This is a genomic window from Streptomyces monashensis, from assembly GCF_001866665.1.
In the GTDB taxonomy this organism is placed as follows: domain Bacteria; phylum Actinomycetota; class Actinomycetes; order Streptomycetales; family Streptomycetaceae; genus Streptomyces; species Streptomyces monashensis.
In genome coordinates, this window is the sequence record NZ_MLYO01000058.1 from 15,535 (window position 1) to 42,157 (window position 26,623).

16 protein-coding genes and 1 pseudogene are annotated in these 26,623 nt (G+C 72.1%); 7 read left to right on the forward strand and 10 right to left on the reverse strand.

What is annotated here, in order from left to right:
* The first annotated feature begins 68 nt into the window (after positions 1-68).
* Positions 69-950 (forward strand): LysR family transcriptional regulator, encoded by an 882-nt coding sequence (locus BIV23_RS31270; RefSeq protein ID WP_071384349.1) that lies wholly within the window; start codon positions 69-71, stop codon positions 948-950.
* Positions 951-1,400: 450 nt separating this feature from the next.
* Here BIV23_RS31270 and BIV23_RS31275 read toward each other — a convergent pair whose 3' ends face one another.
* From BIV23_RS31275 to BIV23_RS47135, 4 genes are all read right to left on the reverse strand, one after another.
* Positions 1,401-2,960, reverse strand: a complete 1,560-nt coding sequence (locus tag BIV23_RS31275; protein WP_071384350.1) for a PfaD family polyunsaturated fatty acid/polyketide biosynthesis protein — start codon at positions 2,958-2,960, stop codon at positions 1,401-1,403.
* Between the two features lie 23 nt (positions 2,961-2,983).
* Positions 2,984-5,242: a hypothetical protein gene (locus BIV23_RS31280; protein ID WP_079173504.1), complete on the reverse strand. Its 2,259-nt coding sequence runs from the start codon at positions 5,240-5,242 to the stop codon at positions 2,984-2,986.
* A gap of 32 nt (positions 5,243-5,274) precedes the next feature.
* The gene (locus tag BIV23_RS31285) at positions 5,275-11,430 is read right to left on the reverse strand and encodes a type I polyketide synthase (RefSeq protein WP_245790718.1); all 6,156 of its coding nucleotides are present in this window, start codon (positions 11,428-11,430) and stop codon (positions 5,275-5,277) included.
* 214 nt (positions 11,431-11,644) lie between these two features.
* Positions 11,645-12,283, reverse strand: a complete 639-nt coding sequence (locus BIV23_RS47135) for a transposase (protein ID WP_079173511.1) — start codon at positions 12,281-12,283, stop codon at positions 11,645-11,647.
* 16 nt (positions 12,284-12,299) lie between these two features.
* Here BIV23_RS47135 and BIV23_RS53305 point away from each other — a divergent pair, with 16 nt between their 5' ends.
* The gene (locus BIV23_RS53305; protein ID WP_281250179.1) at positions 12,300-12,425 is read left to right on the forward strand and encodes a hypothetical protein; all 126 of its coding nucleotides are present in this window, start codon (positions 12,300-12,302) and stop codon (positions 12,423-12,425) included.
* Positions 12,426-12,437: 12 nt separating this feature from the next.
* On the opposite strand, the gene BIV23_RS31300 is transcribed toward BIV23_RS53305, so the two are convergent.
* Positions 12,438-13,637 (reverse strand): helix-turn-helix transcriptional regulator, encoded by a 1,200-nt coding sequence (locus BIV23_RS31300; protein ID WP_245790719.1) that lies wholly within the window; start codon positions 13,635-13,637, stop codon positions 12,438-12,440.
* 135 nt (positions 13,638-13,772) lie between these two features.
* On the opposite strand from BIV23_RS31300, the gene BIV23_RS31305 reads away from it, so the two are divergent.
* Together BIV23_RS31305 and BIV23_RS52385 are read left to right on the forward strand one after the other, a co-directional pair.
* A complete protein-coding gene (locus tag BIV23_RS31305; protein WP_245790728.1) occupies positions 13,773-14,186 on the forward strand; it encodes a hypothetical protein in 414 nt (137 codons plus the stop codon).
* Positions 14,187-15,047: 861 nt separating this feature from the next.
* Positions 15,048-15,350 (forward strand): hypothetical protein, encoded by a 303-nt coding sequence (locus BIV23_RS52385; protein ID WP_245790720.1) that lies wholly within the window; start codon positions 15,048-15,050, stop codon positions 15,348-15,350.
* Positions 15,351-15,731: 381 nt separating this feature from the next.
* On the opposite strand, the gene BIV23_RS31315 is transcribed toward BIV23_RS52385, so the two are convergent.
* Entirely contained in the window at positions 15,732-16,106 is a 375-nt protein-coding gene (locus tag BIV23_RS31315) for a hypothetical protein (protein WP_143079149.1), read from the reverse strand.
* Here BIV23_RS31315 and BIV23_RS52390 point away from each other — a divergent pair.
* The 3 genes and pseudogenes from BIV23_RS52390 to BIV23_RS31330 all read left to right on the forward strand — a co-directional run bounded on the left by BIV23_RS52390 (position 16,097) and on the right by BIV23_RS31330 (position 18,348).
* On the forward strand, positions 16,097-16,465 hold the full coding sequence (locus tag BIV23_RS52390) for a hypothetical protein (RefSeq protein WP_245790721.1): 369 nt from the start codon (positions 16,097-16,099) through the stop codon (positions 16,463-16,465). The two genes, BIV23_RS31315 and BIV23_RS52390, sit on opposite strands and share 10 nt — an antisense overlap.
* A 1,094-nt stretch (positions 16,466-17,559) precedes the next feature.
* Positions 17,560-17,721: pseudogene (locus BIV23_RS31325) on the forward strand (winged helix-turn-helix transcriptional regulator); the annotation flags it as partial.
* A 339-nt stretch (positions 17,722-18,060) separates the two neighbouring features.
* A complete protein-coding gene (locus BIV23_RS31330; RefSeq protein ID WP_071384354.1) occupies positions 18,061-18,348 on the forward strand; it encodes a hypothetical protein in 288 nt (95 codons plus the stop codon).
* A 21-nt stretch (positions 18,349-18,369) separates the two neighbouring features.
* Here BIV23_RS31330 and BIV23_RS31335 read toward each other — a convergent pair whose 3' ends face one another.
* The 4 genes from BIV23_RS31335 to BIV23_RS31350 form a co-directional block, all read right to left on the reverse strand.
* The gene (locus BIV23_RS31335) at positions 18,370-19,599 is read right to left on the reverse strand and encodes a TIGR02679 family protein (protein ID WP_071384355.1); all 1,230 of its coding nucleotides are present in this window, start codon (positions 19,597-19,599) and stop codon (positions 18,370-18,372) included.
* A gap of 136 nt (positions 19,600-19,735) precedes the next feature.
* The gene (locus BIV23_RS31340; RefSeq protein WP_071384356.1) at positions 19,736-23,821 is read right to left on the reverse strand and encodes a TIGR02680 family protein; all 4,086 of its coding nucleotides are present in this window, start codon (positions 23,819-23,821) and stop codon (positions 19,736-19,738) included.
* Positions 23,818-25,029: a TIGR02678 family protein gene (locus BIV23_RS31345; protein WP_071384357.1), complete on the reverse strand. Its 1,212-nt coding sequence runs from the start codon at positions 25,027-25,029 to the stop codon at positions 23,818-23,820. The genes BIV23_RS31340 and BIV23_RS31345 overlap by 4 nt, the downstream gene beginning before the upstream one ends.
* On the reverse strand, positions 25,026-26,618 hold the full coding sequence (locus BIV23_RS31350) for a TIGR02677 family protein (RefSeq protein WP_245790722.1): 1,593 nt from the start codon (positions 26,616-26,618) through the stop codon (positions 25,026-25,028). The genes BIV23_RS31345 and BIV23_RS31350 overlap by 4 nt, the downstream gene beginning before the upstream one ends.
* Positions 26,619-26,623: the final 5 nt, after the last annotated feature.

Here is a 26,623-nt window from a genome sequence, read left to right on the forward strand (position 1 = left end):
TGGCCGCACATTTGATCGGTCCAGTTCATTGATACGATCGATCCATCGTTTCAAGCGATGGAGGTCGGATGGAGTTGCGGCATCTGCGGTACTTCGTAGCAGTCGCCGAGGAACGCCACTTCGGCCGCGCGGCGGCCCGATTGCACGTGACGCAATCGACGCTCAGCACCCAGGTGCAGGGACTGGAACGCGAAGTGGGCGGCCCCCTGTTCTCCCGGACGAGCCGCCGGGTCGACCTCACCGAGGCGGGAGAACTACTGCTGGCTGAGGCACAGCGCACGCTGACGCAGGCCGACCGGGCGCTGAGCGTTGCCCGGCAGTCCATCAGCGGCGAGATCGGCGCGGTGCGGATCGGATTCTCCGGCGTCGCCGTACTGCACGGCGTCCTGACCGCAGACCTGCACCGCTTCCACCAGGCACACCCCCGAGTAGAACTCAGCCTGGCCGAACTCCCACCCGCCGCCCAGGTCCAGGGCCTCCGGGACGGGACGATCGACATCGGCTACAGCCCCGGCCTCGGTCTCGACTGCACGGACGACCTCTTGGTGACCCGCCGCGCGGGGACGTCGCTGTCGATCGCCATGAGGCACGACCACGAACTGGCCGCCGCAGCTTCAGTGACGACAGCCGATCTGGCGAACAGGGACCTCATCGTGTTCGCAACCCACGAGGAGGAAGGGACCATGCTGGCCCGGCTCGGGCCGGCCCCCGGCAAGCATCGGGCTCGTGTCCATCTGGTGAGCGGCACCCTCGGCGTTCTTGCCCTCGCCGCAGCCGGGGCGGGCGTGGCCGTCGTCCCCACCGCGACCGAACGCATCACCCTACCGGAGATCACCTACCGGCCTATGCGCGATGGTGGCGGGCCGGACGTGGTGACCCTCAGCAGGCCCGACGAGTTGTCGGGCCCCGTCCGCACGTTCATCGCCAGCCAGACGAGCACCGCACGATGACGCTCGCCCCTGGGACAACGAACCCGGACAGCACGTCGGTCTCGAACCGCTCCGGCTCCTCCGCCGACGCATCCGCCCAGTAGTCACGCAGATCCTGTACGACCGCTGGCACCGCCAACCCGAGCCTCCTCGGCTTCGGTCCGACTGCAGCTCGGTCGGATGACGTGAGAACGCTTCAAGAATCCCGAAAGTTACGTCACAGAGTCGCAGAGCACCCCGAAGGAGAAAGAACCCCTGGCCTCGGAGTTGGGGACTCAGCCGGGCTTCAGGAGAACTCACGGGATGTCGCACAGTGGGCAAGCTGCGGTTCCTGCGCGGGCTGGGCGCCGAGACTCTCGACCTGCCCGTCCTGCCGGCCCAGCGGCGCCGCATCCTCGCCCAGATCGGCCGCCGACTCACCCCGCAGGCCCCGGCCCGGCCGGAAGCCGCACCGGTGCCGCCCGATCCTGCTCAGCTTTGCAGCCGGTACTCCGCGCAGGCGGCGGGCAACCGCACGCCCGCCAGCTGGAGTTGGGTGATGCGGGCGTGGAAGGCGGCGCCGTGGAGGAGGTGGTGTGCGATGGCGGTGACGTGGCGGCGGTCGGGGTCGGCCAGGACGGTGCCGGCCGTCCAGGCGTTGAAGGCGCCCATCGCGGGGCCGCACCAGATCTGCCAGTCGCCCTTGCGCGCAGCCTCCCCGGTGACGGCCCAGCGCGAGGCCATGGCCAGGTACCAGCGGAAGACCACCGCCATCCGGAACTTGTGGTCGCGCTCAGCGCGCTCGCACCATGCCGGGTGGTGGGTCGCCAGGTAGTCCGCCGTGTCGCGCCAGACCTCGTCGAGGGGGCGTCGCAGGACGCGTTGTTCCAGGTAGCGGCGTTCGGTGGGCGGCAGGGCGGCCAGGCTGTCGTGGTCGCGGTAGAGGCGGTACAGCCGGCTGGCGTGGCCGGGGAACATGGTGCCCCGGGCGAGGACCTGGACGGTCACGCCCTGTTCGAAGAGGTCGGCGGCCGGGGCCATCGTGCAGTCGGCCAGGCCCGCGTCAGCCAGCAGGCGTTTGACGGCCGGCGAGGTGCCGGCTTCCGTGGCCGCCTGGTTGACCGACCCGGTGACGACGTATGCGGCGCCCAGCGCGAGGGCCGCCACCACGGCCTCCGGGGTGCCGATGCCGCCCGCCGCGCCGACGCGCACCCGCGCGGTGGCGGGGTTCTCGCGGGCGGCGCGGTCGCGTAGCCGGATGACGGCGGGCAGCAGGACTGCGAGGGGGCGGCGGTCGGTGTGCCCGCCGGAGTCGGCCTCGACGGTGATGTCGTCGGCGAGTGGGACCGTACGGGCAAGTTCGGCCTGTTCGGCGGTGACGCGACCGTCGGACACCAGGGCGGCCGTCAGCTCCTCGGGGGCTGGGCGGAGGAACAGTCCGGCGGTCTCCGGGCGGGAGACCTTGGCGACGACCCGGTGCTCGGCCCGTACGCCGGTGGGGTCCTGGGCGCGGTGGAGTCCGGCCAGGCGGTAGCGCACCAGGTCGGGGGTGAGCTGGACGAAGGCGGAGGCTTCCACACAGCGCACGCGGTGGCGCAGGCAGGCGTCGATGCACGCGCGTTCCTGGCCGGGTGCCATGGGATTGTGGATGAGGTTGCACGCGTACGGCACCCCGGTGGAGCCGAGGGCGTGTTCCAGCCTTTCCAGGGCCGAGTCGATCCGGGCCTCGGGGAGTCCGGCGGCCCCGAAGGAGGCGAGGTGCCCGGCGCGGGCGGCGGCGATGACGAAGTCCTCGCAGGAGATGCCGCCAGCCATCGCACCCGTCATATAGGCGTAGCGGACGCCGTGGTGCCGGCGGAACTCGGCGGAGCCGAGCCGGTCGGGCTGCTGCGGGGCGACGGCGGCCAGGACGGTGAAGCCGGCACCGGGATGGGGTGGTTCGCTCGTGGCGCCCATGCGGCCGCCGCCGCTGACGATGTAGCAGGGACGGTCCAGGTCGGCCAGGACCGCGTGGACGCCGTCGGCGTCGTACCGCACCTGAGCGGGTGCCATCGTCGCTCCCTTCCCCCGCGTGGTCACGGGGCCTCCCCGCGGATGTCGGCCACGATGTTGTCCACCTGGTAGATGCGCAGGTCGTCGCGCCAGACGCTGCCGTCAGCGCGCAACAGGACCTGCCGGTCCTCGCGGCGCACCTGGTGGATGTGCGCCTCGCCGCGTACGCGCCGGTGTTCGCGCAGGATCTGTCCCCGGTACGACCAGTGGAGCTCCTCGCCGAGGGCGATATACAGGCGGGGGCGGACGAGGTGGTCGAGCAGTCCGGTGTGCAGGGCATAGGCGTGCACCGCCTGGTAGAGCATCTGCACCCCAGCGGAGCCGGGCATCACGGGGTCCTGGAAGAAGTGGTGGTGAAAGAACCAGTCGTCACGGCGCACGGGTTTGTCGCACAGGACGTATCCGGCGCCGTGGTCGCCACCGCCGGGTACGAGCGTCACGTCCTCCAGCAGCGCGAGGCGGCCGCGCCCCGGCTGGGGGGCCCGGCGGAGGTCGAAGCGGAGGATGTCGGCAGGGGCGGGCGGATGGCGTTCCAGCCAGGGGGGCCGGTAGGTACCGCCGTCCAGCCCCTGCTGCTCTGCGAGCAGCTCGGGGGTGAAGAAGCCGTGGACGGCCTCCCCCACATAGAAGGGCTCGCCGCCCGCGCGCAGCTGGAAGTCGTAGCGGTGCAGGAAGCCGCCGGGCAGGGCTGAGTGCGATCGCAGGGTGATGTGCTGCTCCACGGTGGTGCCCGGCGTGTCGACGTGCCGGAGCAGCCGCGCCCTGCCGTCGAGGTTGCGGCAGGACAGGTGCCGGTCGGGGTACTCGCCCGCGACGCCGAGCATGCCGCTGAACAGGCCGGCGGCCTGCAACGCGGTCTCCATGAGGGCTAGTTGCGGCATCGTGCCGCCGTTCTCCTGTACGTACCAGGGGTCGGGCGGGACGTCGTACTCGGCGAGCCCCTGGGTGCCCGGTCGGTAGCGACCCCAGGCCCCGTCCGACTCGACGACGCGGTCCAGCATGCGGAAGTCGCCGCGGGGCAGCCGGGGGCGGACCCGGCCGGTGACCCGGGTGGTGGTCCCGGGCAGCGGGACCGTGCCCAGGTCGCCCTCGGCGAAGATCGCGGTGTGCAGTTCGTCGGCCAGGACGCGCTTGCCGGTCACGCTCGTGCGCCGGCTGAGCCGGTCGGGGTCCAGGACGTCCTCCTCCGGCCCCTCCTTGAGGACGACACCCAGGTCCCGCAGCCGCACGAGGGGACGGCCGTCCACGGTGATCCGGCAGTCGGCGGTCGCATACGGCCTGGGCAGCATGCCGGTCGCGGTGAGTTCCGCTTCCAGTCGCAGTTCCGCGCCGGGCGGGGCGGGGGTGTCGAGGACCTCGACCAGGACGGGCCGCCGGTCGGGCATGGTGGCGCGGGCGCCGGGCAGGCACAGGTGAAGCCCCTGGTGGAAGGCGTGGACGCGCAGCAGCTCCAGAGCCGCCGCCACGCAGTGCGGCCACGCCAGCGCGGCGCGATCGTCGTGGCCGTCGTGGTCGTCGCCGTGGGGCAGGCGGGTGGTGGCGTGCAGCAGGCCCTGTGTGTATCGGCCGCCTCGCGGGTCCAGCAGGGTGGCCGTCTCCAGCAGCCGGGCGGGCCAGGGCGCGGGGAGGGCGACGGGCGGCTGCCCGCTCTGGTCGAAGGCCGACCCGAGGACGCGGGCGATGTCACCGGCGCCGAGCGCCTCGAGGCCGGGAGCGGTCAGCCGGGTCTCCGCGGTGCGGGCCAGGGGGCGTGGCTCGGGCGGGACGCGCCAGACCGGGGGCTCGGGCCAGGGGTTGCGTGGGTCGTACGGCGCCAGGATGGCGACGTCCCGCTCGCCGTCGGCGATCCGCCACGCTTCCCCGTCGTGCTCGACACGGGGCGTGGCGTCTGGTTGTTGCCGCGGCTCGTCCAGCCAGGTCAGCACCGCGCTCCCCGGGTAGGGGCCGGTGCCAGCAGCCCGGATGGCGCGGGCGGCGGCATACAGGACCGTCGCCACCGTGTCGACGGGCCGGGCCCTCACAGGGACGGGGACGGCGGCAAGGGCTGGGGCGGGCACGGGCGGTGTCCCGGGGGCCGCGGCACGGGCGAGCTGCCAGGCGACGACGGCCTGATGGGCCGCCAGCACGCCGGCGTGCGTGCGCTGGAGGCGCTCGCCGAGCCGCACGGTGAGTGACACGACGGCGGCCGGGGTGGCGACCGGGGCGCTGGCCGGAGTGCCGACGGGTACGGGACCGGCAGCCGGTTGCGGCAGCGCAATCCCCTCGAAGGCGAGCTCGTCCATGAGGATTCCTCCTTGATCATCACCGGGCCCGGTCATCCCCGGCTCACCGCGCTCCGGGCGGCGATGCCGTCGACCAGGGCGGTCGGCTCGATCCACACCGTGCGGACGCCGCTCCACCTCTGGTGGATCCGTCCGTCGGGTGCGCACGCGGTCAACGTGGCTCGGGAGAAGAGCGTCGTCGGGGACGGGGCCTCGTCGACGTCGACGGTGATGACGAAGGGTTCGTCGTCGGGCAGCTGGCTGAACAGCTCCAGGCGCTCGACGGAGACGGGTACGGGGATCTCCTCGCCCTCGGCCAGTGCCAGCAGCGTCACAAGGGCAGCCTGCATCAGCAGGTCGGACAGGGCAGGGCTGTACAGCCGCCCGGCGAACGCGCCATGGGCGAAGGCCGGGTCGGGCATCCTGGCGATGATCACCAGATGGCCGGGCGCCTCGTCCAGGACGTTGCGCAGGCCGTTGAGAGCCGGGCCGTGGAACAGCCGGCCGTCCTGGTAGCCGGGGTGCGGCTCGTCGGAGAACGTGTACGGCGGCAGGGTGGTGACAGGTGCCTCGGCCGGCCGGTCCGCCTGCCGGAAGCGGCCTTCGAAGCGCGGTGTCCCCTGGTCACCGGCTTCGTCGACGCTGACGCGGACGAACGGCAGGACCGCGAGCTGCGGGTCGCGGGCCAGGCGGACGCGGAAGCGCTCGGGGTGCCCGGGTGGGAAGGTGATCGCCTGGGCGATCCGCAGGTCGCGGCATTCGACGACCGGCCGTCCGTCGCCGTGGGCGCGTTCCACGGTGCCCAGGGCCCAGCCCACGGCGGCCGTCATGGGCAGGATGGGCACGCCGCCGACGCGGTGCGCCTGCAGGACGGGCTCCTTGCCGAGCCCGGTCAGCAGCCGGTGCGCGCTCCACCCGGCGTCAGGGAGCAGATCCGTCCGCTGGAAGAGCGCGGTGGTCGGGCCGACGAGCGCCACCCCGCCGCCCCGTCCGGGAGCCATCAGCTCCAGGAACCGCGCGCCCCCTTCCTCCCGGGAGAGCACGGGCACACCCACTTCGGTGAAGACCTGCTGGACACCGGCGGCCATGCCACCGGCCCAGGGCCCGAAGGCGATCGGTACGACGCGGCAGTGGGGATGGGCCGCCTGCCAGGCGCAGCCGAAGCGGTTCAGGGCCTCGTTGGCCAGCGTGTAGTCCGCTTGCCGCATGTTGCCCCAGATGCCGGCGACGGAGGTGAAGAGCACCAGGTGCCTCAGGCGCGTGGCGTCCAGGGCGGCGAGCACGTGCCGCAGACCCGTCTTGGTGTCGACGACCGCCGCGATACCGCCGGGGTTCGCCTCGGCCAGCGGCCGGTCGCCCAGGACGCCCGCGGCGTGGAGGACTCCAGTGACGCGGCCGGCGTGCGGGGCGAGGGCCGTGGCCACCGCGTCCGGCTCGCGGACGTCCGCCGCGACGTACTCGGCCTCGGCACCATGCGAGCGCAAGGTGGTCAGGAGCGCGCGGATGCGCCGCTGCCGAACGAGCAGGCCGAGTTCCTCTTCGACGCGGGTGCGTGCCGGTTCCTCGCCAGGGTTCTCCCCCGCGTCGCGTGCCCGGGCCTCCAGGGCGGCGCGCAGTTCTTCGGGACCGTCGAGCGCGGCGGCCCAGCCGGGCTCGTCCGTCAGGGGCGTACGGCCGAGCAGGATGCAACCGCAGCGATGGACGCGTACCAGGTCCTCGACGCACCAGGCGGTGACGCCTCCGGTAGCGCCCGTGACCAGCAGGACGTCGTCCGCGGTGAGCCGGATACCGGCGGCGGCCGGTGTGCGGGGCCACGGGGTGCCCGACACCCGGGGCGTACGGCGACCTGTCGCGTCCACACCGACCTCGCGTACGTCCCCGGCGAGGTCGGCGAGCTCGGCGGCGAAGGCCGCTCCGGCGTCCTCGTCGGACAGGCCGAGGTCGAGGTCCAGGGCGCGGCAGAACAGGGTCGTCGCCTCCAGGGCGACGGTCTTGACCAGTCCGCCGAGTCCACCCGCGAGGGCGGCCGTGGCGTCGCCGCCGGAACCGGCGTAGCCAAGCGCGCCGTCGAGCCGGGTGACGGCGACCAGGCCGGCGCGCGTGCCGCTCCGGGCAGCCGCTTCCAGGGCGGGCCGGGTGTGCTTGGCCACCAGGATCGCGTGCTGGAGGCGGGTGACGATCCGGTCGGCGGCTGTCCCGTCCGGATTCGACCCGTCGGGATCCGTCCCGCCCGGATCGGTGCCGACGCCGACGCCGGTCTCTCGGCTGACGGGCAGGACGCACAGGTCGAGCCGCGTCCCGTCCGCCAGGAGCTCGGCGAGGCCGGTGGCCAGCGTGTCCTCGCCCCAGTCCGGCAAGCGGGGCGAGGACACGCCGGTGCCGGGGAGGGCCAGCCGACTGACCCGCCAGCCCCGGGTGGTGAGGGCGTCGGCGAGGAGAGGGACGAGCCCGCCCCCGTCGTCGATCAGCAGGCCATGGGGCCGCTCCGGGTAGGTGCCGTCCCGGACGTCGACCGCGGGCAGGTCCGCGAGGGTCACCCAGGCGGTGCCGACGGCGGTGCCCACCGCCGGTGAGACCAGCTGGGGCTGGGGGTTGGCGATGACCTCCTGGGCGATGACCGTCAGGTCGCGCACTGTCCGGGCCTCGCTGAAGCGGTACAGCTCGCTGCGGGCGACCACCGGGTAACGGCGATACATCTCGGCGCCGATCTCGACCTGTTTCAGGGAGTCGATGCCGAGATCCGCCTGGATGTCCATGTCGGGCTCGATCATGTCGACGTCGTAGCCGGTCTTCTCGGCGATCACGGCGCGGAAGACCCGCTCGACCTCGTCGGGGTCGAGTGTGCCGATGTCCATCGTGCCGGTCGCCGCGACCTCCCCCTTCTGGGCCGCCCACAGTTCGGCGAGCGCCGACCTGCTCTCGGCGTGCGGGCCCTTGTCCCCCGGCCCGGCCTCCGCCGTCGGCGCTCCCGCGTCGGCCGGGCGGGGCGTCGCCGCCACGGCGTCCGTCGCCGTCGCCTCGGGCAGCGCCGGCGCCGCAAGGACGAGCGGATCGCCCTGTTCCGGCAGGCGCAGGAGGCCGGAGACCGCTTCGGCTGCACGGGCGTGCGTCTCACCCAGGGCCATGCTGTGGTCGGCGACGGCCTGGATGGCCGCGAGAAGGGAGGCATCCATCGGGCCGGCCGCCGCGCCCCGGGCCAGGAGCGCGGTGAGCTGTTCAACGGTGCGGACCTCGCTGTCCATGTACCGGGCGTGCGCCGCCAGATGGTCGGTGGCGGCACGGGTCAACGGGTCGGTCTCCCGCGCACCTGCCGCCGGAGCCTGGGGGGCGGCCCCGGTCTCCGCTGGGGTGGCGGCGTGGCGGGCAAGGAGTTCCTCGTAGCGGCCGCGCAGTTTCTCCAACGCGAAGAAGGGGCCTTCCAGGCGCCGGGCCACCTTCGAGGGCGCCTTGCGCTCCGGGCGGGGCGGGGGCATGTGGCGGTCGATGTCAGTGAGGGGCAGGCCCAGGACGGCGAGGCGCACAGCCGCCTGCTTGAGCGCCGCGCAGGCGTCCGGCCCGGGCCCGGCGTCGCAGGCGACGGCCTCCACACGGCCGGCCCCGAGGGTCCGTTCGACAAGGCCGGTGAGGATCCGTCGGGGGCCGAACTCGACGAAGACCCGGACGCCATCCGCGTACATCTCCTCCAGACGGGCGGCGAAGTCGACAGGGCGCAGCAGTTGTTCCACCAGGGTACGGCGGTTGGCGTCCGCGTCGTCGCCGTAGGACGCCCCGGCCGTGTCGGCGTAGACGGGGAGCAGGGGCGGGGCGAAGGCGGCCTCGGCGCAGGCCGCGGCGAACTCCTGGGCGGCGTGGGCGATGTGCGGGGTGTGGAAGGCGGCCGCGACCGGCAGGAGCCGTACGGGCAGGCCGCGTGCGGCGCACTCGTCGGTGAAGCGCCGTACGGCGTCGGTCGGGCCACCGACGGTCTGCTCGTCGGGGGCATTGTGGTTGCATACCGTCAGTTCCGGATGCGCCACGAGCAGTTGGGCGAGCGCCTCCTGGCTCACGCGGGCCGCGGCCATGGCGCCGGGGTCGTGGCCGGGGGCGGGCCGCCGGGCCATGGCCCGGCCGCGGGCGTGGGCCAGGGCCGTGAAGGTGTCGTCGTCCAGGACGCCGGCGGCCCACAGGGCGGTCAGCTCCCCGAAGCTGTGGCCGAGCAGTCCGTGCGGGACGAAGCCCAGCTCGCGCAGGTAGCGGTACTGACCCGTGGAGAGCGCGCCGATGGCCGGCTGGGCGTGGGAGGTACGGCCCAGTCGTTCGCCGTGGAGAGTGGCGTCTCCCGTCCCCGGTGGAGGGAAGACCGCGCGGGCCAGACTGTCGGCGGCGGGGAAACGGGCGTTGGCGGCGTCGAAGGCGGCGCGCACCGGGGGCAGGGCCAGGGCGGCCCGCAGGCCCATGCCCGGGTACTGGCTTCCCTGCCCCGCGAACAGCGCCCCCGTCTTTGTGCCGGGGGGCAGGGCCCGGGTCCGGTAGTAGATGCCTCGGGGGTGGTTCCAGGTGTCGTCGCCGGGGTGGTCGCGCAACCGGGCGACGGCGAGGGCGCGCAGCTCTTCGTATTCCGTTCGCCCTGTGGCGACGAAGCCGAGGCGGGCGTGCGGCGCGGAAGCGGGGCCCGGGCCGGGCGGGTCGCCGCGCTCCAGACGACGCAGCAGTTCCTCCCTGCCCGGCGCGTGCCACAAGTACGCGACCGGGGCGTCGTGCAGCGCGTACTCCCGCTCGTCCGCCTCGCCTTGGTGTTCTTCGAGGACGGCGTGGTAGTTGACGCCACCGAAGCCGAACGCCGAGACCCCGGCCCGCCGGGCCGTGCCGGACGGGTCGCGTACCCAGGGTCGGGCCGTGGTGTTCACGTAGAGGGCGCCGTCCGGGCGGACGGCCTGGGCGTGGGGGGTGGTGACGTTGATGGTGGGGGGCAGCACCTTGTGATGGAGGGCGAGCGCGGCCTTGATGAGCCCGGCCGCGCCGGCCGCGGCCTTGGTATGCCCGATCTGCGATTTCACGCTGCCGACGGCCACGTGGTGCCGGTCGCCGGGGGTGGCCAGCAGATCGTTGAGCGCGGTCAGTTCGACCTCGTCGCCGGCAGGGGTGCCGGTACCGTGCGCCTCGATCAGTCCGACAGTCGAGGGCGGGCAGCCGGCGTCGGTGTAGGCGCGGTGCAGCGCGGCGGACTGCCCGGCGCCGCAGGGGGCGTAGATGCTCCGCGCGTTGCCGTCACTGGAACTGCCCAGGCCCTTGAGGACGGCGTAGATCCGATCGCCGTCTTGCTCGGCGTCGGCCAGGCGGCGCAGGGCGAGCATGCCGATGCCCTCGCCCACGAGCGTCCCGTCGGCCTCGGTGTCGAAGGGCCGGACCGTGCCGGTAAGGGAGAGGGCCGGGGTCTTGCTGAAGCACATGAAGGAGACGATGGAGTTGTCGGCGTCGCAGCCGCCGGTGAGCATCACGTCGGCACGGCGGGAGACGAGTTCGTCGACAGCGCAGCGGACGGCGGCCAGGGAGCTGGCGCAGGCGGCATCGACGGTGTGGTTGGCGGCGCCGAGGTTCAGACGGTTGGCGACGCGTCCGGAGACGACGTTGGCGAGGATGCCGGGGAAGGAATCCTCGGTCCAGGGCGGCAGAGCCGCGAGCCGGGCCCGGATGATCTCCATGGCCTGTTCCTCCGGCACTCCCACGGCGAGCATGGTCTCCATCAGTTCGGGGACCAGGAGACGGGCGGCAAGGGGGATGAGGGTGGAGTTGGTGCCGCAGACGCCCAGGACGACGCCGGTGCGGTCCGGCGCGCACCAGCTGTCCCTGCCGCGTCGTGCGTCATCCAGAGTCTCCTTGGCCACGACCAGGCTCAGCAGTTGCACCAGTCCGGTGGAGTCCACCGTGTTGGGCGGCATCGCGAACTCGAGCGGGTCGAAGACCTCGGGGGTGAGGAAGCCGCCGCGGCGGCAGTAGGTCTTGTCCTCGGCGAAGGGGTCGGGGTCGTAGTAGTGATCCGGGCGCCACCAGCTCTCCGGTACGGTGTCCGAGCAGTCTCGGCCCGCCACGATGTTGTCCCAGAACTCCCTGATGTCGCGGGCCTTGGGGAACCGTCCGGACAGGCCGACGATCGCGACGGGGTCGGAGCCCAGGCGGCGGTCCGGGCCGCCGGGCACCGTGCCGTCGGGGTCCGTGATGGTCGTAGGCACCAGTCACCTCAATCCCGTCGGTGGGTAACGGCGCGGCAGCCGACGCCCGCCGTCCTGGCCCGGTCCGCGTGCCGACGCCCCGTGCTGGGTGTGCGGCAGCGGACTCGTTCCTATGGCTCCCCACGGGGACGTACCAGACCGCTCCGGGCGGTGAGGGCGCGTGGAGGCACTGGTGTCACGGCGTACGACATGAGGCGCCCCGGAGGAAAGCGCGTCACCACGCGGCACCCTCCGCGCCGGTGCCGCACGCCCCGATGCCCACTTGCGTATCCGCCCACGTCGTCACCGCGGCGACCACGCGCCAAGCCCCGCCGGTTCCCGACCTCGGGACTGGTGAGGTCGCATGTTCAGGTGTGCCCTTGGCCTTCACCGCGGCCCAGGCCGCCTCGGTCAGCGTGGCCTTCAGCCACTTCGGTCCGGCCCGGCTGCGGCCGCCCTTGCGCTTGCCGCCCGACGCATGGTTGACCGGGCAGACCCCCACCCAGGAGGCGAGATGGGCCGAGGGTGGGAAGGCGGACATGTCCAGACCGATCTCGGCGATCAGCACCTGGGCGACCTTCGCCCCGGCCCCGGGGATGGTCTGGATCAGTTCCAGGACCTGCTCGTGCGGAGCGAGCCGGACGGCGATCTCCGCGTCGTAAACGTCGAGCCGCTGCTCCAGCCCGTCGATATGGGTAAGGAGGCCGCGGACGATGACGCCGTGGTGCTCGATGCGGAAGCGATGCTCGAGGGTCTCCTCCAGAGCCAGGACGCCTACCGGGCCAGCAAGTCCGCCCTCACCCAGCGGATGAGCGGCTACGCCGCACGGTACGCCGACGCCGCGCACAGCCTGCTGCTGATGTGCCCCGGCCACGTCCGCACCGAACTGGGTGGCCCCCGGCGCGCCCCTGACGGTCGACCAGGTCGTCCCCGGGCTCGCTGACACCATCGACCGACACCGCGGCGAGCCGGGCCTGAAGTATTTCGACTACCAGGACCGCACCATGCCCTGGTAGCCGTCGGCCGGGTCACCGGTGAGGTAGTGTCTGGGCGCGCCTTTCCGTCCTGGTTGCGGTCGTAGTCGGACCCGGGTCGTCATCGGGAACTTTCCCTCCGTGTGCGGAACTTGGTTCCGCCGCTTGCGGAACCGCTGGGAGAGGAGCCCGCGCTGCCAGCATGCCCGCCGGCCGTGGTGCTCGACGCAGGTGCTTCTCCTTTGCGAGCCTGTACCGACTGGCGCATCCACGCGGGTCCTGGAGCAGCACGCTCGTCACTTGGTCGGGCAAGAAGTCGCGCGAGTCGGAGGGGTCCGCGGCCGCCCGGTACCGGCGGAACTGCCCTGGGGTGCAGCCCATCATCCCCTTGAAGGTGCGGTCGAAATGCGGCTGGTCGTGGTAACCGGTCTCCGCCGCCGCACGTGCCACGGACCAGCCGGTGTCCAGACGATGGAGCGCCGCCTGCAACCGGCACACCTGGGCCAGCGCCTTCGGCGTGGTGCCCACCTGCTCGCGGAACCGCCGCTCCAAGTGGCGGCGGCTCCACCCGACCGCGGAGGCCAGTTGTTCCACTCGCACTCTGCCGGCGTCACTTCGCAACCGCTGCCAGACCCACAGGACTTCAGGGGACACGGCCGGCCCGAAAGCGAGCCGGGTGAGGATGATGCGCTCCAGCAGGGCGAACCGGCTCTCCCAGCCGTCACATTCCGCCAGTCGCTCCGCGAGGCGTGCGGCCTCCGCGCCGAGGAGATCGGCCGGATCGAGCGGTTGCTCGCCCCATTCGTTCAGCGGCACGGCGAAGAGGCGGTAGGCGGCGATCGGAGTCAGCAGAACGGTCACGCCGTACAGCGAGCCGGTGTGCTCGCCCACCGCGGCCCGGGTGCGAACCGGGTTGACCATGGACGCCGCATGGGTGGCGTGGTGCGGAACGACCGCGTCCACCACACGCACCAGATCGCCGAAGCCCACCATGACTTTCACCACGCCGTCCGGCACCATCAACCGGCGCCGGGTGCCCAGGACTCCGAAGCGGAAACCGCGGTATCCCAGCGTCTGCCCGCGTAACAACGGACTCGCCGGCCACCGGACCAGCTCATGGGTGTGATCCTGCATCGTTGCCCCCATCTGTGCACCCTCAGCCGCCCCGGTCGCCGACGTTGCCATGGCACGACACATGGAGTAAAGCCACTGAATGGGACATTCCGGGATGCGATTCGGGCGCTGCTCACCCATGGCGCATTCGTACAAGCCTGGCGGACGGTGCCGGCAACAGGATCGTGGGCGGTGGGTGATGGCTCACCGTTTCCTATGGGAGGGACCACGATGGCCGTACGAAGACTTGCAGCGAGAGCCGGCCTGGTGGCTGGGATGCTGGGCCTGGTCGTCGGCGGGGTGGCCGGCACGGCCGACGCGCGCAGCGACAACATCTCCAGCTGGAACAGCTACCGCTGCAACACCGTCAACTGGTTCTGCCTCTACTATTCGCAGGGCGCGTCCGGGGCGTCGCTCGGTTACCAGCACGCCGACGCGGACATCCACAACCTCGGCAACTACACCTACGCCAATGACGGCGCCGGCGCCGGCCAGGTGGTGCGCAACAACGCCGCGTCCGCAGAGGACGTGTCGGACTGCAACGTGGGGATCTGGTACGCACCCAACTTCACCGGTGACTCGGAGTGGTTGAACCCGTGGATGGGCGGAGACCTCACCTTCCTGAGCAATAACGAGGCGTCCATCTCCGTCGACGACAACACCAACTGCCCCGGCCGGGGCATGCACTGACACCCCCGACGGCCCGCTCCGCCCGCGAAGGGGCGGGCCGTCGGGGAGGGGGAGGGCCGTCGGGGAGGGGGAGGGCCGTCCGCGGTGCGGGTCGGGGAAGGGATCACGGTCGTGGGGAGTGCAGTGATCATGTGGTGCAGACACACAGGGCCGCGGACGCCCGTTCGCACGGGCCCGACGCGAGCGGTGAGGCTGAGCGTGGTGACGGCTGCGCTGGTTGTCGTGCTCACAGCGTGCGGTGGACATGGCCAAGCCGGGGCCCTGCCGTCAGGGACGGCCACGCCCCCGCCCGGCACCGACGTCGGCGCGCTGCACCTGCCCATCGAGACGTACCTGCTGGCACCACGGCTCTCGGTGGTCCACGACCGCTTGCGCAACGTCCTGATCCACGCGTGCATGCGCGGCTTCGGCCTGCCCTACCCGGCACCGCCCGCCGCCACCCGTGCGACCGACCGAGCGGCGATGGACGCATACACGGTCATGTACCGGCGGTACGGCGTCACCGATGCGCGAAGCGTTCGCACGTGGGGCTATCACGCTCCGCGACTCGAGGTCCGGGCGACCAGAGCCTCCGCCCCTGTGAGGCTGGGTGACCTCCCGGCTGCGGCTCGGCGGGTGCTGCTGGGAACCGACCCGGCCAGCGGCGTCTCGGTCGCGGGCCGGACGGCTCAGAACGGACGGCCGATCCCGCCGGGCGGATGCGTGGGGGCGGCGGACCGTCGCCTGGCCCCTTCCGGCTCCGACTCCGCGACGCGAGGGCCTCAGGGACCGCAAGGTCCGCAGAGCGGTCCAGGCGGACTGGTCGCGGCCATCAAGAGTGACAGCTTCGCCGCCTCCGCGGCCGACCCACGAGTCACCGGGGTGTTCTCGAACTGGTCCTCCTGCATGCAGGCGGCCGGTTACCGCGTGAGCGACCCGGTGCACGCGACCGGCGCTCTGGCTTCGGTCACCGCGGCGAAGCCGGACACCGGGGAGATCGCACAGGCCCAAGCGGATGTCGCCTGCAAGACCCGCACCAACGTCGTGGGGGTCTGGTTCGCCGTCGAGTCGGACTACCAGAACGCAGCCATACACAAGAACGCCAAGGCGCTCGCCGTGGTGAAGGCTGAACTCACCCGCCAGACCGACGTGATCAACTCCCTCGCCGAGCGGAACGGCGCTTGAGCAGTCCGGCACCCCGGAGACCGACAGCCCGCCGACGTCATCGTCCATCCCCCAGCGCACGAGACAAGCAAAACAGGCAGGACTGTAGGCCGACAGCGTGTACGAGAGGAAGCCGGGGCCTTCCTCCAAGGCCGGGAAGTTAGCGTTTTCGCAGGTCACGCAAGTGATGGCACTGGTTTTCGGGCAGTGTAGCGGCCTCGGTCGATCTTGTGGATGTGGCCGCTGGTGGTCCATCTGTTCAGTTGCCGGTAAATGGTGTGCAGCGTGATGTCGCCGAGCTGTTGGGCGAGTTCGTGGGCTGACCAGGTGCGTTCGGGATCGGCGCGGAGGAGTTCGAGGATCTGTTCCCGGCGGCTTCGTGACGAGCGGTGGGTGGGCCGGTCATCTCGTGAGGCGGTCGGCAGGAGCTGCTGTTCGACGGCGTACCTGGACGGTGATGTCGAGACCGGTGACGGGACGGCGGTCTCGGGCCTGCCGTCGTCGAAGCGTTCGTTGTAACGGGACCGGTGACTTGACCTTGCGGGTGCTGACCCGCGGCCGTCGGAGCGAGAGCAGGCCGGACAGAACCCGGTGCCCGATCGTCCCGGCCGGCCCGGGAGTGGTGGTGATCACGTCGCAGGCCGTCACGACCTGGTCGCGGGCGGCCTGGAGAGCGATGGTGAATCCGCAGCGGTCCGGATCGGTGCCCGGGACGGATTCGGCGGCGTCGACCATCACGATGCGTAGTACTTGATAGAGCATCAGCAGTGCCCACATCTCCCGCGGTCGAGCGCCGCTACCACGACTTCAAGGGCCCGCTCGCGGTTGCACCGGTCTTCGTGCAGCACAACCGGCGCGTTGCCGCCCTGATCCAGGTCATCTGCCTGGCCCTGCTGATCTTCTGTCTGATCGAGCGGCATGTCAGACGGGCGCTGGGCCCCGAGCAGACCATGAGCGGCCTCTACCCCGACAATCGCCGCGTCCGTCCCACCGGCCGCGTGATCCTCTACCACCTCGGCGAACTCACCTTGCGGATCGGCAACATCACAGACCCGCCCGCCGTCCAGATAACCCGCGGCGTCCAACTCCACCTCCTCGACACCGCCATCGGACAGACCCGCTGGCCACAGGCCTGAAACGGTGACCCGCGAAGTCCGGGTCCAGCTCGTGTGCCATCCGGCCTCGGCCGATGAAAGCTGCAGACCGACTCCGAGGGGCTCTTCACCAGCGCCCAAGCTTGATCACGAACGAGTGCGGAATAAACTTTCAGATAGCGACTATTCCCACCCTAGGGAAATACTACAAATAGTTGTGATTTGAGGACTTCTCAGGGAGCTACTAGCATCTGGATATGCGTCAATCCGCTGTTCAACTTGTCTTTACGGCTATCCAGTTGCCTCTCGCAACCATCGCGGTGGGAACGGTTTCGGTATCTGCGTTCAGGAGGCAGGTTGCACGGAACCAGGCCAGCAAGAGTGGAGAGCTGCCGCGGTCCTCCACGGCCGACGGGGGAAACCTCTGCGGTCAGCCCATGAGTCGGCCAGCCTCCCACCCCGTCAAGGCGGCGACCTGCGGCGCGGCGGCGGTGATGTCCGAAGCGGCTTGATGCCGAGACACGGCAGATGCCCCGAAGAAGCACTCAGGCCGGAGACAGGAAGTCCCGCGAAAAGCCTGGAATCCGTGCAGGAGTGGGCCGACGTGCGCAGTGCGGTGATTGGCTCCCAGGACGCACTCCCCATCGGCCGGAGCCCCCTTGCGGGGGCGTGTGACTGGCTACTTGCGGCGGTGGCCGCAGCCGGCACAGATGTCATACGCGTCGTCATTCTCGCCACCGCAGAAGCTGCAGGTCCACGAACGCCACAGGCTTCCGAGAAGGTCACGCATACCCTGCCTCCTCCTTTCAATCCGGTGAATCCAACTCAGGCTCGGATAGGTAGACGATCCGAATGATCGGCTTGTCATGCCAGACAGTAGCGGCTTCACCCTCGGACTCATCCTCACCGGGTGGTCGACATCCCGGATCCTCGCGTCCCGTCCAACGCCGAACCCGGGTGAATCGTTCACTCGTTCGTTCGCGCGCGGCCAAGGTGAACGACGACGGGCCCTACACACGTACGTTCGTAGACGCCAGGAGACAGACACCACAGCATCCCCAGCACAATCCCCCTCCCAGGAGCCTTTTCCATCCATAGCTCTGAGGGTGGGGCGGTGCTGCGATGTTGGCATAAGTCCGAAGGCGATGCGTTACTCCGAGATCTCTCGTCTCTTGGCCGGGGTCAGCCAGAAGATGCTGACCCAGACGCTACGGTCGCTGGAACGCGATGGCCTGCTCACCCGTACCGCGACGCCCATCGTCACCTACGAGCTGACCGACCTCGGCCTATCGGGTCACCGGCGAGTGGCCCAGACTGCGAAGCCCTCGACGGCGTCGGAGACGGCATGGAACCGGAGCGAGTGGAAGAAGTCGAAGTTGTGCTGAGTGCCGGGTAGCTCGGCGAAGGCGACCGCGCCACCCGCTCCGTCAACGCCGGAACCTCATAACCGGGCCTGGACCACAACGACATCACGGATCACCCCACCGGATCCCCGCGAACGCCTATACGGGCTCACTGTCCCGCCCTCACGAAGATCACGCAAGATTCACCGTGAAAAGACCAGCAGAGTCACTCCGGGGGACGCCTCACCAACCACCACCCCCTCCAGCGTCAGCCCCTGCGAAGGGGCCGACGCCGTGCGCGCGTTCGAGGAGGAGGTGCGCATCATGTCACGCCCCGGCGCCTCGCTCTGGCTGGGTGCCGCCATCGTGGCCGTCGTCGGCGCGCAAGGCCACCGGTTGGTCGGCGCGGTACTGCTCGTCGCCGGAGGGGCGAGCGTCGTCATGATCTGCTTCCGGCGGAGCCGTCTGCCGCTGGGCATGTCGCGCAGCGCCGCCTACTGTGCCTGCTGTCACCTGCGGTTCCGTTGCGATGGCACGGTCGGTGAAGGTGTCGGTGACGACAGGTGTGAGGCCGGGCCCTGACCGGACAGACTCTGCCCGCGCTCAGGCTGCGCCGAGGTCTGCGATCAGTTCGTCGAGTACGACTTCCTCTTCCACGCGTACGCCGAACTCCTTGAGCGCCGAAGCGAGTTCGGGGTCCCAGGGGGTCGCTGCGGGTGCGCCCGCGAGGAGTGGCAGGCCGGGGTGGGTGGCGGCCCGGCGGTAGTCGTCGGCTCGGTAGCGCCAGGGGTGCCAGGGGACGTGGCGCAGCAGGGTGGCGGCGATCCTCGCGCCGCCCCAGTCGAAGTCGCCGTGATAGTGGAGGGAGAGGCCCTGCGCGTGCGCCTGGCGCAGCAGAGTGAGGGCGGCTGCCGAGGGCTGGCCCTGGAGGCAGACGAGGGGTGGGCAGTTCGGCCCGTAGGTGTCGGCGGCCTGGGAGACTACGGCCGGGTTCTCGCAGACGTGGAGTGCCGCGTGGGGCAACAGCGGCCCCCGGACGACAAGTTGACGTAGAGTCAGGACTGCGGGCTCGCCGGCGTCGGTGTGCCAGTCGAGGGCCGGTGTGCCGCGCAGCCCCAGGGTGAGCACGGTCGAAGAGACGTCGTCCTTGAGCAGTCCGGCCGCGGCCCACGCGTCGCGGCGTCCCTGCGCGCCGGACTCCTTGGCGTACCCGGTCAGGGCGCGTACGCCGAGCAGGACAAGGGTGGCCAGTGGCCTGCCGTCGTCGAGGGCGTGGGCGTCGCCGAGGGTGCGGGCGGCGAAGGCGGCCAGGGAGCAGGGTGGTTCGGCGGGCAGGGCGCTCAGGGTTCGTACGGTCTTGGCGACGAGGGCCGCGGCGGTGTCCGGGTCACCCGCCAGGCGGCGTACGAGGCCGTCGCGGGGCAGCCGGTCCGACCAGTCGGCGAGGGTGGTACCGGAAAGGTCGGCGAGTGGTGCGTAAGCGGCCTCCCAGGCTCGTTCCTCGCGCTCGCGAGCGTCACGCAGCGGCGCGACGGGGCCGCCGAGGGCGATGAGGGCGGGAGCGAGACCGTCGGGGCTGATCCCGGAGCGGCGCAGGACGGCGTCCACCGCGTCCAGTCGCAGGGTCAGGGAGAGGCCGGCGCCCGGGGACCGGCCGAGGAGTCGTTCGGCGGCGGCGCGTTGGGCCGGGGTCGGTGCGGTCAGGGTGACGGGGCCGGTCAGTGGCTCCTCGCGGGCCATGCGGCGGCGGGCCCGTTCGACGAGCCAGGCCAACTCGTCTGCTCCGAGGAGGCGCTGGAGGCGGCCGGTGTCCACGCGTGCCTTCTCGGTCATGTCGCCTGTCCGCTCCCGCTCGCGCCCGCGCCGGCTCGCCTGCCGTGGAGCGTCCGGGGCCGTCTGCCGAACGCAGGCCGTGTCCATGGGCGGGGTGTGCGGCGATCGGCAGGCCCACCACCGCTGAGTACGGCCCTCACCACAGGGCCGCTTCCGGTGTCGCCGCGTCTTCGCCGGGCTCGCCCGGCTGGTGTGGGTCCACGCCACGGGCGCGCGTGGTGCCGTCCCACTCCCAGCGGGTGACGAGGACGGCGGCAACCTCGTCGACGCGGGAGAGCTGGGCGATGGCGATCCCGGGGACCTGGGGGTAGCAGGCCCATTCGCGTTCGCTGGTCATGACGACGTCCAGGTCGAAGGCGTGCAGCAGGCCGAGGCACTTGGCGCGCGAGTCGTCGTCGACCCCGGCGAACGCCTCGTCGAGGGTGACCAGGCGGGGCGCGTGGGGGCTGGTGGCGCTGGCGTAGTGGGAGGAAGCGGCGGCGAACAGCGGCACACAGACGGCAAGGACGCGTTCGCCGCCAGAGGCAGGGCCGGTGGCCGGGACCCATTTGCCGTGCTGCCGGCGTTCGATGCCGAACTCGTGCCAGGTGCGGTAGTCGAGGGCCTGGGTGAGGTGTTCCAGCCAGCTGCCAGAGACGTCATCGCTCTGGTAGCGGGCGATCTGCTCCTGCAGGAACTCGCCGACGGCCGTGCGGTCCTCGCGCGACCAGGCGTCCGCCGACTGGCGAAGACGTTCGCGGGCCTGGCCGAGGCCGGCGGGCGCCCCGCGTGCGGGTCGCCAGGTCAGGCGCAGGCGCATGCCGGTGGAGGTGGGCCGTTCCTCCAGTTCGGTGTTCATCGCGCGTACCTGCCGCTCGGCCGCGCCGATCAACTCCTGCAACGTACCGGCAACTTCGGTCAGCAGATGGGTCTCCAGGATCTCACGCTCGTGGGCGGACAGGATGCGCTGCAGCTCGCCGACCTCGATGGCGAGCGCGTCGGCGAGCTCGGCGATGCCGCGCTCACGGCCCTGGTACACGACGTCGACGATCATGCCGTCCTCGACCATGCGCGCGGACGCACTGTGGCCGCCCCGGGAGAGGCTGTCCTGCAGCTTCTTCAGTTCGGTGTTGAGCTGGGACTGGACGCGTTCCCAGGCAGCGTCCGAGTCGTCGGTGCGGGCGAGTTCGGCCTCGACGGCGCGGGCGAGGGCGATGGCCGGCGTCGCCGCCCAGGGCTCGGCGGCCGGGTCGGGCACGGGTACCTCGGGCAGGGCGAGGGTGAGCAGGCCGGTGGTGGCGAACCGCTGCAGGGCGCCGATCGCCTCGGCTCGGGCGGCGGTGGCCTGGGTGACGTCCTGTTCCAGCTGCTCGATACGGCCTTCGGCGCGGCTGGCGCGGCGGTCGGCGGCGGCCCGCTGTTCTGTGGCCGCCTTCAAGGATGCCTCGGCATCGGCGAGAGCGCGTGCGGTGTCGGCAAGCCGCCGCTCGAGTTCGGCGACGGCCGCTCCGACCGTGGAGCGCAGCGTGGTGTGGTGCTCGTCGGCGGCCGCGGCCTCGGCGGCGCATGCGTCGGCGCGCAGGGCTAGTTCGGCGGTCCGCTCGCCCGCCGCCGCGGCCTCCGCGCGCTCGTCGGCGACGGCGGTCTCCGCCTCGGCGCGCTCGCGGAGGGCAGGCCAGAGGGCGGCGAGTGCGAGGGCGTACTCGGTGAGGGCCTGGCCTACCGCGGCCAGCGCGTCCCTCTCGGCGGGCAGTGACAGGTCGGCGGCGGTGTCGGCGAGGGTGGCGTGGGCCTGTGCGGCGTGCTCAGCGGAGGCAGTCAGGTCCGCGGCCCGCTCTTCGTGGCGCTCTTGGGCCCGCCGGGTGGCCTCGCCTGCCGCCGCAACGCCGGCGTGGGCCTGCCGCAGCGGCGCGTCGTCGGGCAGCGCGGCAAGTTCGGCGTCGAGCACACGGCGCCGCCCCGCGATCGTCTCCCGCTCTCCGCTGATCCCCTCCAACTCGCCTTGCAATTCGGCTAGTTCATCGGCGAGTAGGGCGATCCGGGTGCGCCGCGCCTCCTCGCGCGCACCCTCGCCGACGAACTCGGCGCCGCCCTTGGCCCAGCTGCCGCTCAGCGCCCCCACCTTGAACCGGCCGTCGTCGCCGACCCAGGTATCGCCGCCCGCCCCCAGGCCGATCGCGGCCAGCAGGCGCTCCACGGCGGCTTCCCCGACGGCCTGCGCGAGGGGGTCGCCGTGGTCGATGGCGGGACGCAGCAGCAGCCCCAGGTGCGGTCCTGACACTGCTGGACCGGGGGCGATCAGGACGTCGTGGCCACCGCCCTGGTCGAAGAGGGTGCCGTCGGGGCAGACCCAGGCGTCGAGAAGCCCGGACGCCTCCAACGCCGCCTCCAGACCGGCCCGCTGATCAACGGATACGGCTTCACGGAAGTCGACAAGACGCCACAGCGGGGCGCCCGGCCGCCCGTCGCGCACGCCCGGGGTGCGGGTCGCCGGCACGGCGGGCGGCTGCTGGCCGCCCTCCTCCAGGCGCGCCAGCTCCGCGCGGGCCGCGTCGACGCGGGCCTCCGCCTCTTCCTGCCGCCGCCTCAAGGCGGCTTCCGCATCGGCGAGTTGGCGTCCGGCCTCGCGATGGGCCGCCGCCATCTCCTGCCGGACCGGGTCGACGCCGTCGAGATGGACGACCCAGTCCTGCAGCCGGTCGAGCAGACCGACCGGGTCCGCCGCCCTCAACTCCACACAGAAATCCAGGTGTTCGCCGACCCGCAGCACCAACGCGCGCCCCGCCTCGGTGGCCGCCGCCTCGGCCTCGCCCTGCCGTGCACGGCACTGGTCGAGTTCGGCTGCCGCCTCGTCCAGGCGGCGCTGGGCTGCACGCCGCTCGCCGTCGGCGTGCTCGGCGGCGTGGACCAGCCGCTCCACATGCTCAACGGTGCGCCGCCTGCGGGCCAGTGCCTCCTCCGCCGTACGCCGCAACTCGCTCACGGCGGCGCCCTCGACGGCCGGCTCACCGTCCAGGGCCGCGGCGCCCGCCCGCTCCCTGGCCTGCGCGAGGACCTGGTCGACCTGCTGCGCCGCGGCCTCGGCACGGTTCTGGGCGGCGCCCACACGCTCCAGGGCCCGGGTGTGGGTGCGGGCCGCCTGGTCCCGGTCGGCGGAGGCCTGGGTGAGCGCGGACGCGGTACGCGCGGCTTCCTGGGCGGCGCGCTCCAGTTCGCGGGCGCTGCGCATCTCGGGGCCCGCGCGCAGTGCCGCGTCCTGCGCGCTCAGCCGGGTCGCCGTCTCCTCCAGCGCGGCGATCCGCTCCTCGGCCTCGGCTCGCTCGCCTGCCGCCGCGTCCCGCTCCTCCTGCGCCCGGGACAGGTCGCGGTGCAGGTGCTCGTAGCGGGAGTGCTCGGCACGCGGCAGGCGGGCGCGGCGCCGCGAGGCGACACGGGCATAGCGCCGGTAGTGCTCCAGGAAGGCGCTTGCCGCGCGTTCCGCCTCGGTGGAGGTGCGCAGCTCGTCCTTCTCCTCGTCGAGGGACCGGAACGCCTCGGCCACGTCCGCGATCACGGCCTGGTCCATCGGCGGCAGCGCCTCGGTGAGCGCCCGCGACAAGGCCGCTTCGTTCGGCCGCTTGGACAGCTGCGGCTGCCGCAGCTGGACGAGGAGGTCGACGAGGGCGGCGTACCGCTGCTCGCCGAGTCCGAACAGCGCCTCGTCGACGGCCCTGCGGTACGCGCGCGCCTGGTCGTAGAGCATGCCGCGCCCACCGATCGCCTCCACGAGCCGGTCGCGACCCAGGGCACTGCCCGTCGCGTCCAGCAGTCGCAGGTCCTCGCCGATCCGCTGGTCGGTGACGGCGAACCAGTGCCGGGCAATTCCCCGCCCGGACACCGCCTTCAAGCCGCAGAGCAGCGTACGGAAGTGAGCGCGTCCCGCCTCGTCGAGGCGACCGAACTCGATCCAGGTGTAGCCGAGCCGCTCGGGGTGCGGATGTTCGCCGCCCAGGAGCAGGTTCCACTCCATGCGCTTCTTGGGATCGCCGTCGGGCTCGACGCGGCGCGCGGACAGGTCGCCGTCCAGGAGGAAGGGCAGGGTCAGGGCGAGGACCTTCGATTTGCCGGTGCCGTTGTTGCCGCGCAGCAGCAGCCGTCCGTCCCGGAAGTGGAACTCCTCCTCGTCGTAGTAGAAGAGGTCCACCAGGCCGATGCGCAGCGGCTGCCAGCGGTCGCGCGCGGGGGCGGGCAGGGGGCGGTTCATCGGTGGTTCGCCTTTCGAGGTTCCAGGACGACGGTCTCGCCGACGGCGTAACGGGCGAGCGCGGGGCGGGGAGCGGCACCATCGGGGGTACGGGTGATCAGGCCGAGGGCGTCGAGCTTGACCAGCGCCTGCTCGACCAGCTCCGTCTCGGCCCCCGGTTGCTTGGCGCCCTTGGACCAGAACCCGGCGTGCTCGACGGCCAGTTCACGCACCCGGCGCCGCAGCTCCGCCACCGTGACAGGCGTGCCCGCCGCTGCGAGGTGCTCGGCCAGCAGCAGCGTGACGTGCCCGTGGGTGCCCTGCTCCGGCATCCGTACGTCGGTCAGGTCGTCGGCCGGGTCGACCATCGCGATGCCCTCGGCACGTACCTCGGCGACCAGTCCGGTCAGTTCAGTGATGCGGGCCAGGATGAACGGCCGCTGCTTGGTCAGATACGCCAGCTCCGCGTCGCTCAACTCGTCGTAGTAGAGCACCGGATCGTCGATCAGCCGCCGGGTCAGATGGCGGCGGATCGCGCTGAAGCGGGCCTCCTCCGTGTCAAGGGCGCTGTCGGTGGTCAGCTCGACGAGCCGCTCGTGCGGGTCGGTGGCACGGACCGTGGAGGGACCGCGACGGGTGGCCAGCAGGCCGGCGAGCACACGCCGCTCGACGTCGTAGAGCACGTCGCCCGCACCGCTGACATACGCCTCCTCGTCCCCGGCCACCCGCCGCAGCACCCCGAGATCCAGCAGAACCCGTACGACGGCGGCCAGATCGAGCCGCTCGTCCCGCCGCTCCAGAGTGAACTCGATACCGGCATCGACCAGTTGAGGATCGGCGGCGTCCACGACGATGTGCTCGGCAAGGCGGCCGAGGGCGACCTGAGCCTCCCCCCGCTCCAAGGCGGCAAGCGCCAGACACAGCAGGACATAGCGGCGCCGGGTGAAGGGGGCGCCGGTCCGGGTGGCCTCGCGCGCCGGGTGGCTCGCGTCGTCGAGCCGCCCCGGCGTCTTGCGCAACCGGGCCGCCTCCGCGTCCACCTGCACCGCCCAGCCGGTGTTGCGCTCGAACCACTCGCGCAGCTCGGATGCGTGTCGTCGTACGAGCCTGAACTCCTCCTCGTACGGACCGTGCGCGAGCAGCAGCGGACGCTTCAGCAGCGCGCGGGCGGCCCGGCGCACCTCGGCGGCCCGCTGCCCCTCCAAGACCTCGGCCAGCGGCGTGCTCATCGCCCGTCCTCCTCCCCCACGAGGTCGATGATCTCCACCAGGTGGTCAGGCCCGCGCAGCACCCCGTCCGGGGTGCGGATCTCGGCCTGCCCGCCGCCGGGCAGCAGTGCGAGGTGGATCTCCATCGAGCCGTCGTTGCTGGTGGCGACGGTACGGGTCATGCCGGGCCGCCAGGTGGCCAGCGCGTCGCCGAGCAGTTGCAGGAACAGACCGAAGGCCACCGTGTCCAGCTCGCCGAGACCGGAGAGTCGTATCCCGCCCCCAGTGACCAGGCGCCGCCGCGCCGCCGCGATCTGCGCCGACTGCCGGGCCGCAAGCTGGGCAAGGGCGCGCCGCCCCGCCGAGCGGTCCTCCACCTTGCGCGCCTTGCCCCGCCGCTCGTAGCTGCCGGTGCGCCGCAACTGTGGGCTGGTCCTGAGCGGCGCGGCCTCGTGCCAGGGCGTGGCGGGCGGCACCGGCTCGGCGTCGCGCGCCGCGAGCGTGTCCGCGTCGACCGTCAGATGCCGCGCCGGATACAGGCCGAACGCGGTGCGCCACAGCCGGTGCCGGTCCGCGTCATCGCGCGCCTCGGCGAACCAGCGGGCCAGCGCCCGGAAGTCCGCAGACCGGTCCGAGCGTCCCGAGCGCCGCTCGTTCACCAGCCGTACGACGGCCAGCAGCTGCGGGATCGCGCCGAGCGCCTGCCCGCGCAACAGCCGCGCCTGCGACGGCCGCCCCTCGCCCTCAGGACCGGACAGGAACCAGGCACGCAGCCCCGCCCACCGGCCCCGCCACCGCTCCAGGGCGGCCTTCTCAGCGGTCTCCGCCTCCCCAGGCGAGGCGTCGGCCGCCTCCCGCGCGGCGGCGATCCGCAACAGCGGCTCCACCCCGGAGTCCAGCTCCGTGATCAGCAGGGCGATCCGCCCACCCAGAGTGATCAGATCCTGGATGAACCGCTCCAGGTACTGGATCAGCCGGTCCTTGTAGGCGAGGAACTCCTCGACCTCCACCTCGTGCAGGTCGATGGTGCGCTGCAAGGACCCCATAAATGCGCGGGCGTTCTCCGCAAGCGCGGCGAACCGGCTGCTGAGCGCGTCGAGGGCCAGATACGTCACGGCCGCATCAGGCTCCTCCTCCGCGGCCACGACCAGCAGCGCCCGCAACTGCGTGACGATGTCGTGCAGCGCCACCGCCTGCAACGCGCCGCTCCGCCCCAGGGCCTCGCCGAAGACGCCGAGCGCCTCCTCGGCGGCCTCACCGGCCCGGGTGAGCTGGTAGATGAACCGCTTGCGGTAGAAGTCCTCGACCGCGGTGACCCGCGCGGTGTCCGGATCGGCCCGCAGGTTCCCCCACCCCACCAGGCTGTCCAGCGCCCTGGCCACGTCCTCCACCTCGGCCGGACGCCGCTCGGCAGGCAGCGCGGCCTGCACGTCCTCGGGCCGCAGATGCACCGTGAACCGCTCCTTGGCGGCCACGAAGACACCCATCACCGCACGGTAGAGCGCCGCGTTCGGCACCGTCAGATGGGTGAACGCGGCGAAGTCGTCAGGCGGCTCGGAGCCCTGCGGCAGCGGCATCATCGTCAGGCCATTGTCCCCGAACGGCGACACCGCGC

Excerpts from the sequence above, each read along its gene's own strand:
- BIV23_RS31270 (WP_071384349.1), top strand. The coding sequence starts at position 69 with ATGGAGTTGCGGCATCTGCGGTACTTCGTAGCAGTCGCCGAGGAACGC.
- BIV23_RS31275 (WP_071384350.1), bottom strand. The coding sequence starts at position 2,960 with ATGGCACCCGCTCAGGTGCGGTACGACGCCGACGGCGTCCACGCGGTC.
- BIV23_RS31280 (WP_079173504.1), bottom strand. The coding sequence starts at position 5,242 with ATGGACGAGCTCGCCTTCGAGGGGATTGCGCTGCCGCAACCGGCTGCC.
- BIV23_RS31300 (WP_245790719.1), bottom strand. The coding sequence starts at position 13,637 with ATGGGTGAGCAGCGCCCGAATCGCATCCCGGAATGTCCCATTCAGTGG.
- BIV23_RS31305 (WP_245790728.1), top strand. The coding sequence starts at position 13,773 with ATGCTGGGCCTGGTCGTCGGCGGGGTGGCCGGCACGGCCGACGCGCGC.
- BIV23_RS31315 (WP_143079149.1), bottom strand. The coding sequence starts at position 16,106 with ATGTGGGCACTGCTGATGCTCTATCAAGTACTACGCATCGTGATGGTC.
- BIV23_RS31335 (WP_071384355.1), bottom strand. The coding sequence starts at position 19,599 with ATGACCGAGAAGGCACGCGTGGACACCGGCCGCCTCCAGCGCCTCCTC.
- BIV23_RS31340 (WP_071384356.1), bottom strand. The coding sequence starts at position 23,821 with ATGAACCGCCCCCTGCCCGCCCCCGCGCGCGACCGCTGGCAGCCGCTG.
- BIV23_RS31345 (WP_071384357.1), bottom strand. The coding sequence starts at position 25,029 with ATGAGCACGCCGCTGGCCGAGGTCTTGGAGGGGCAGCGGGCCGCCGAG.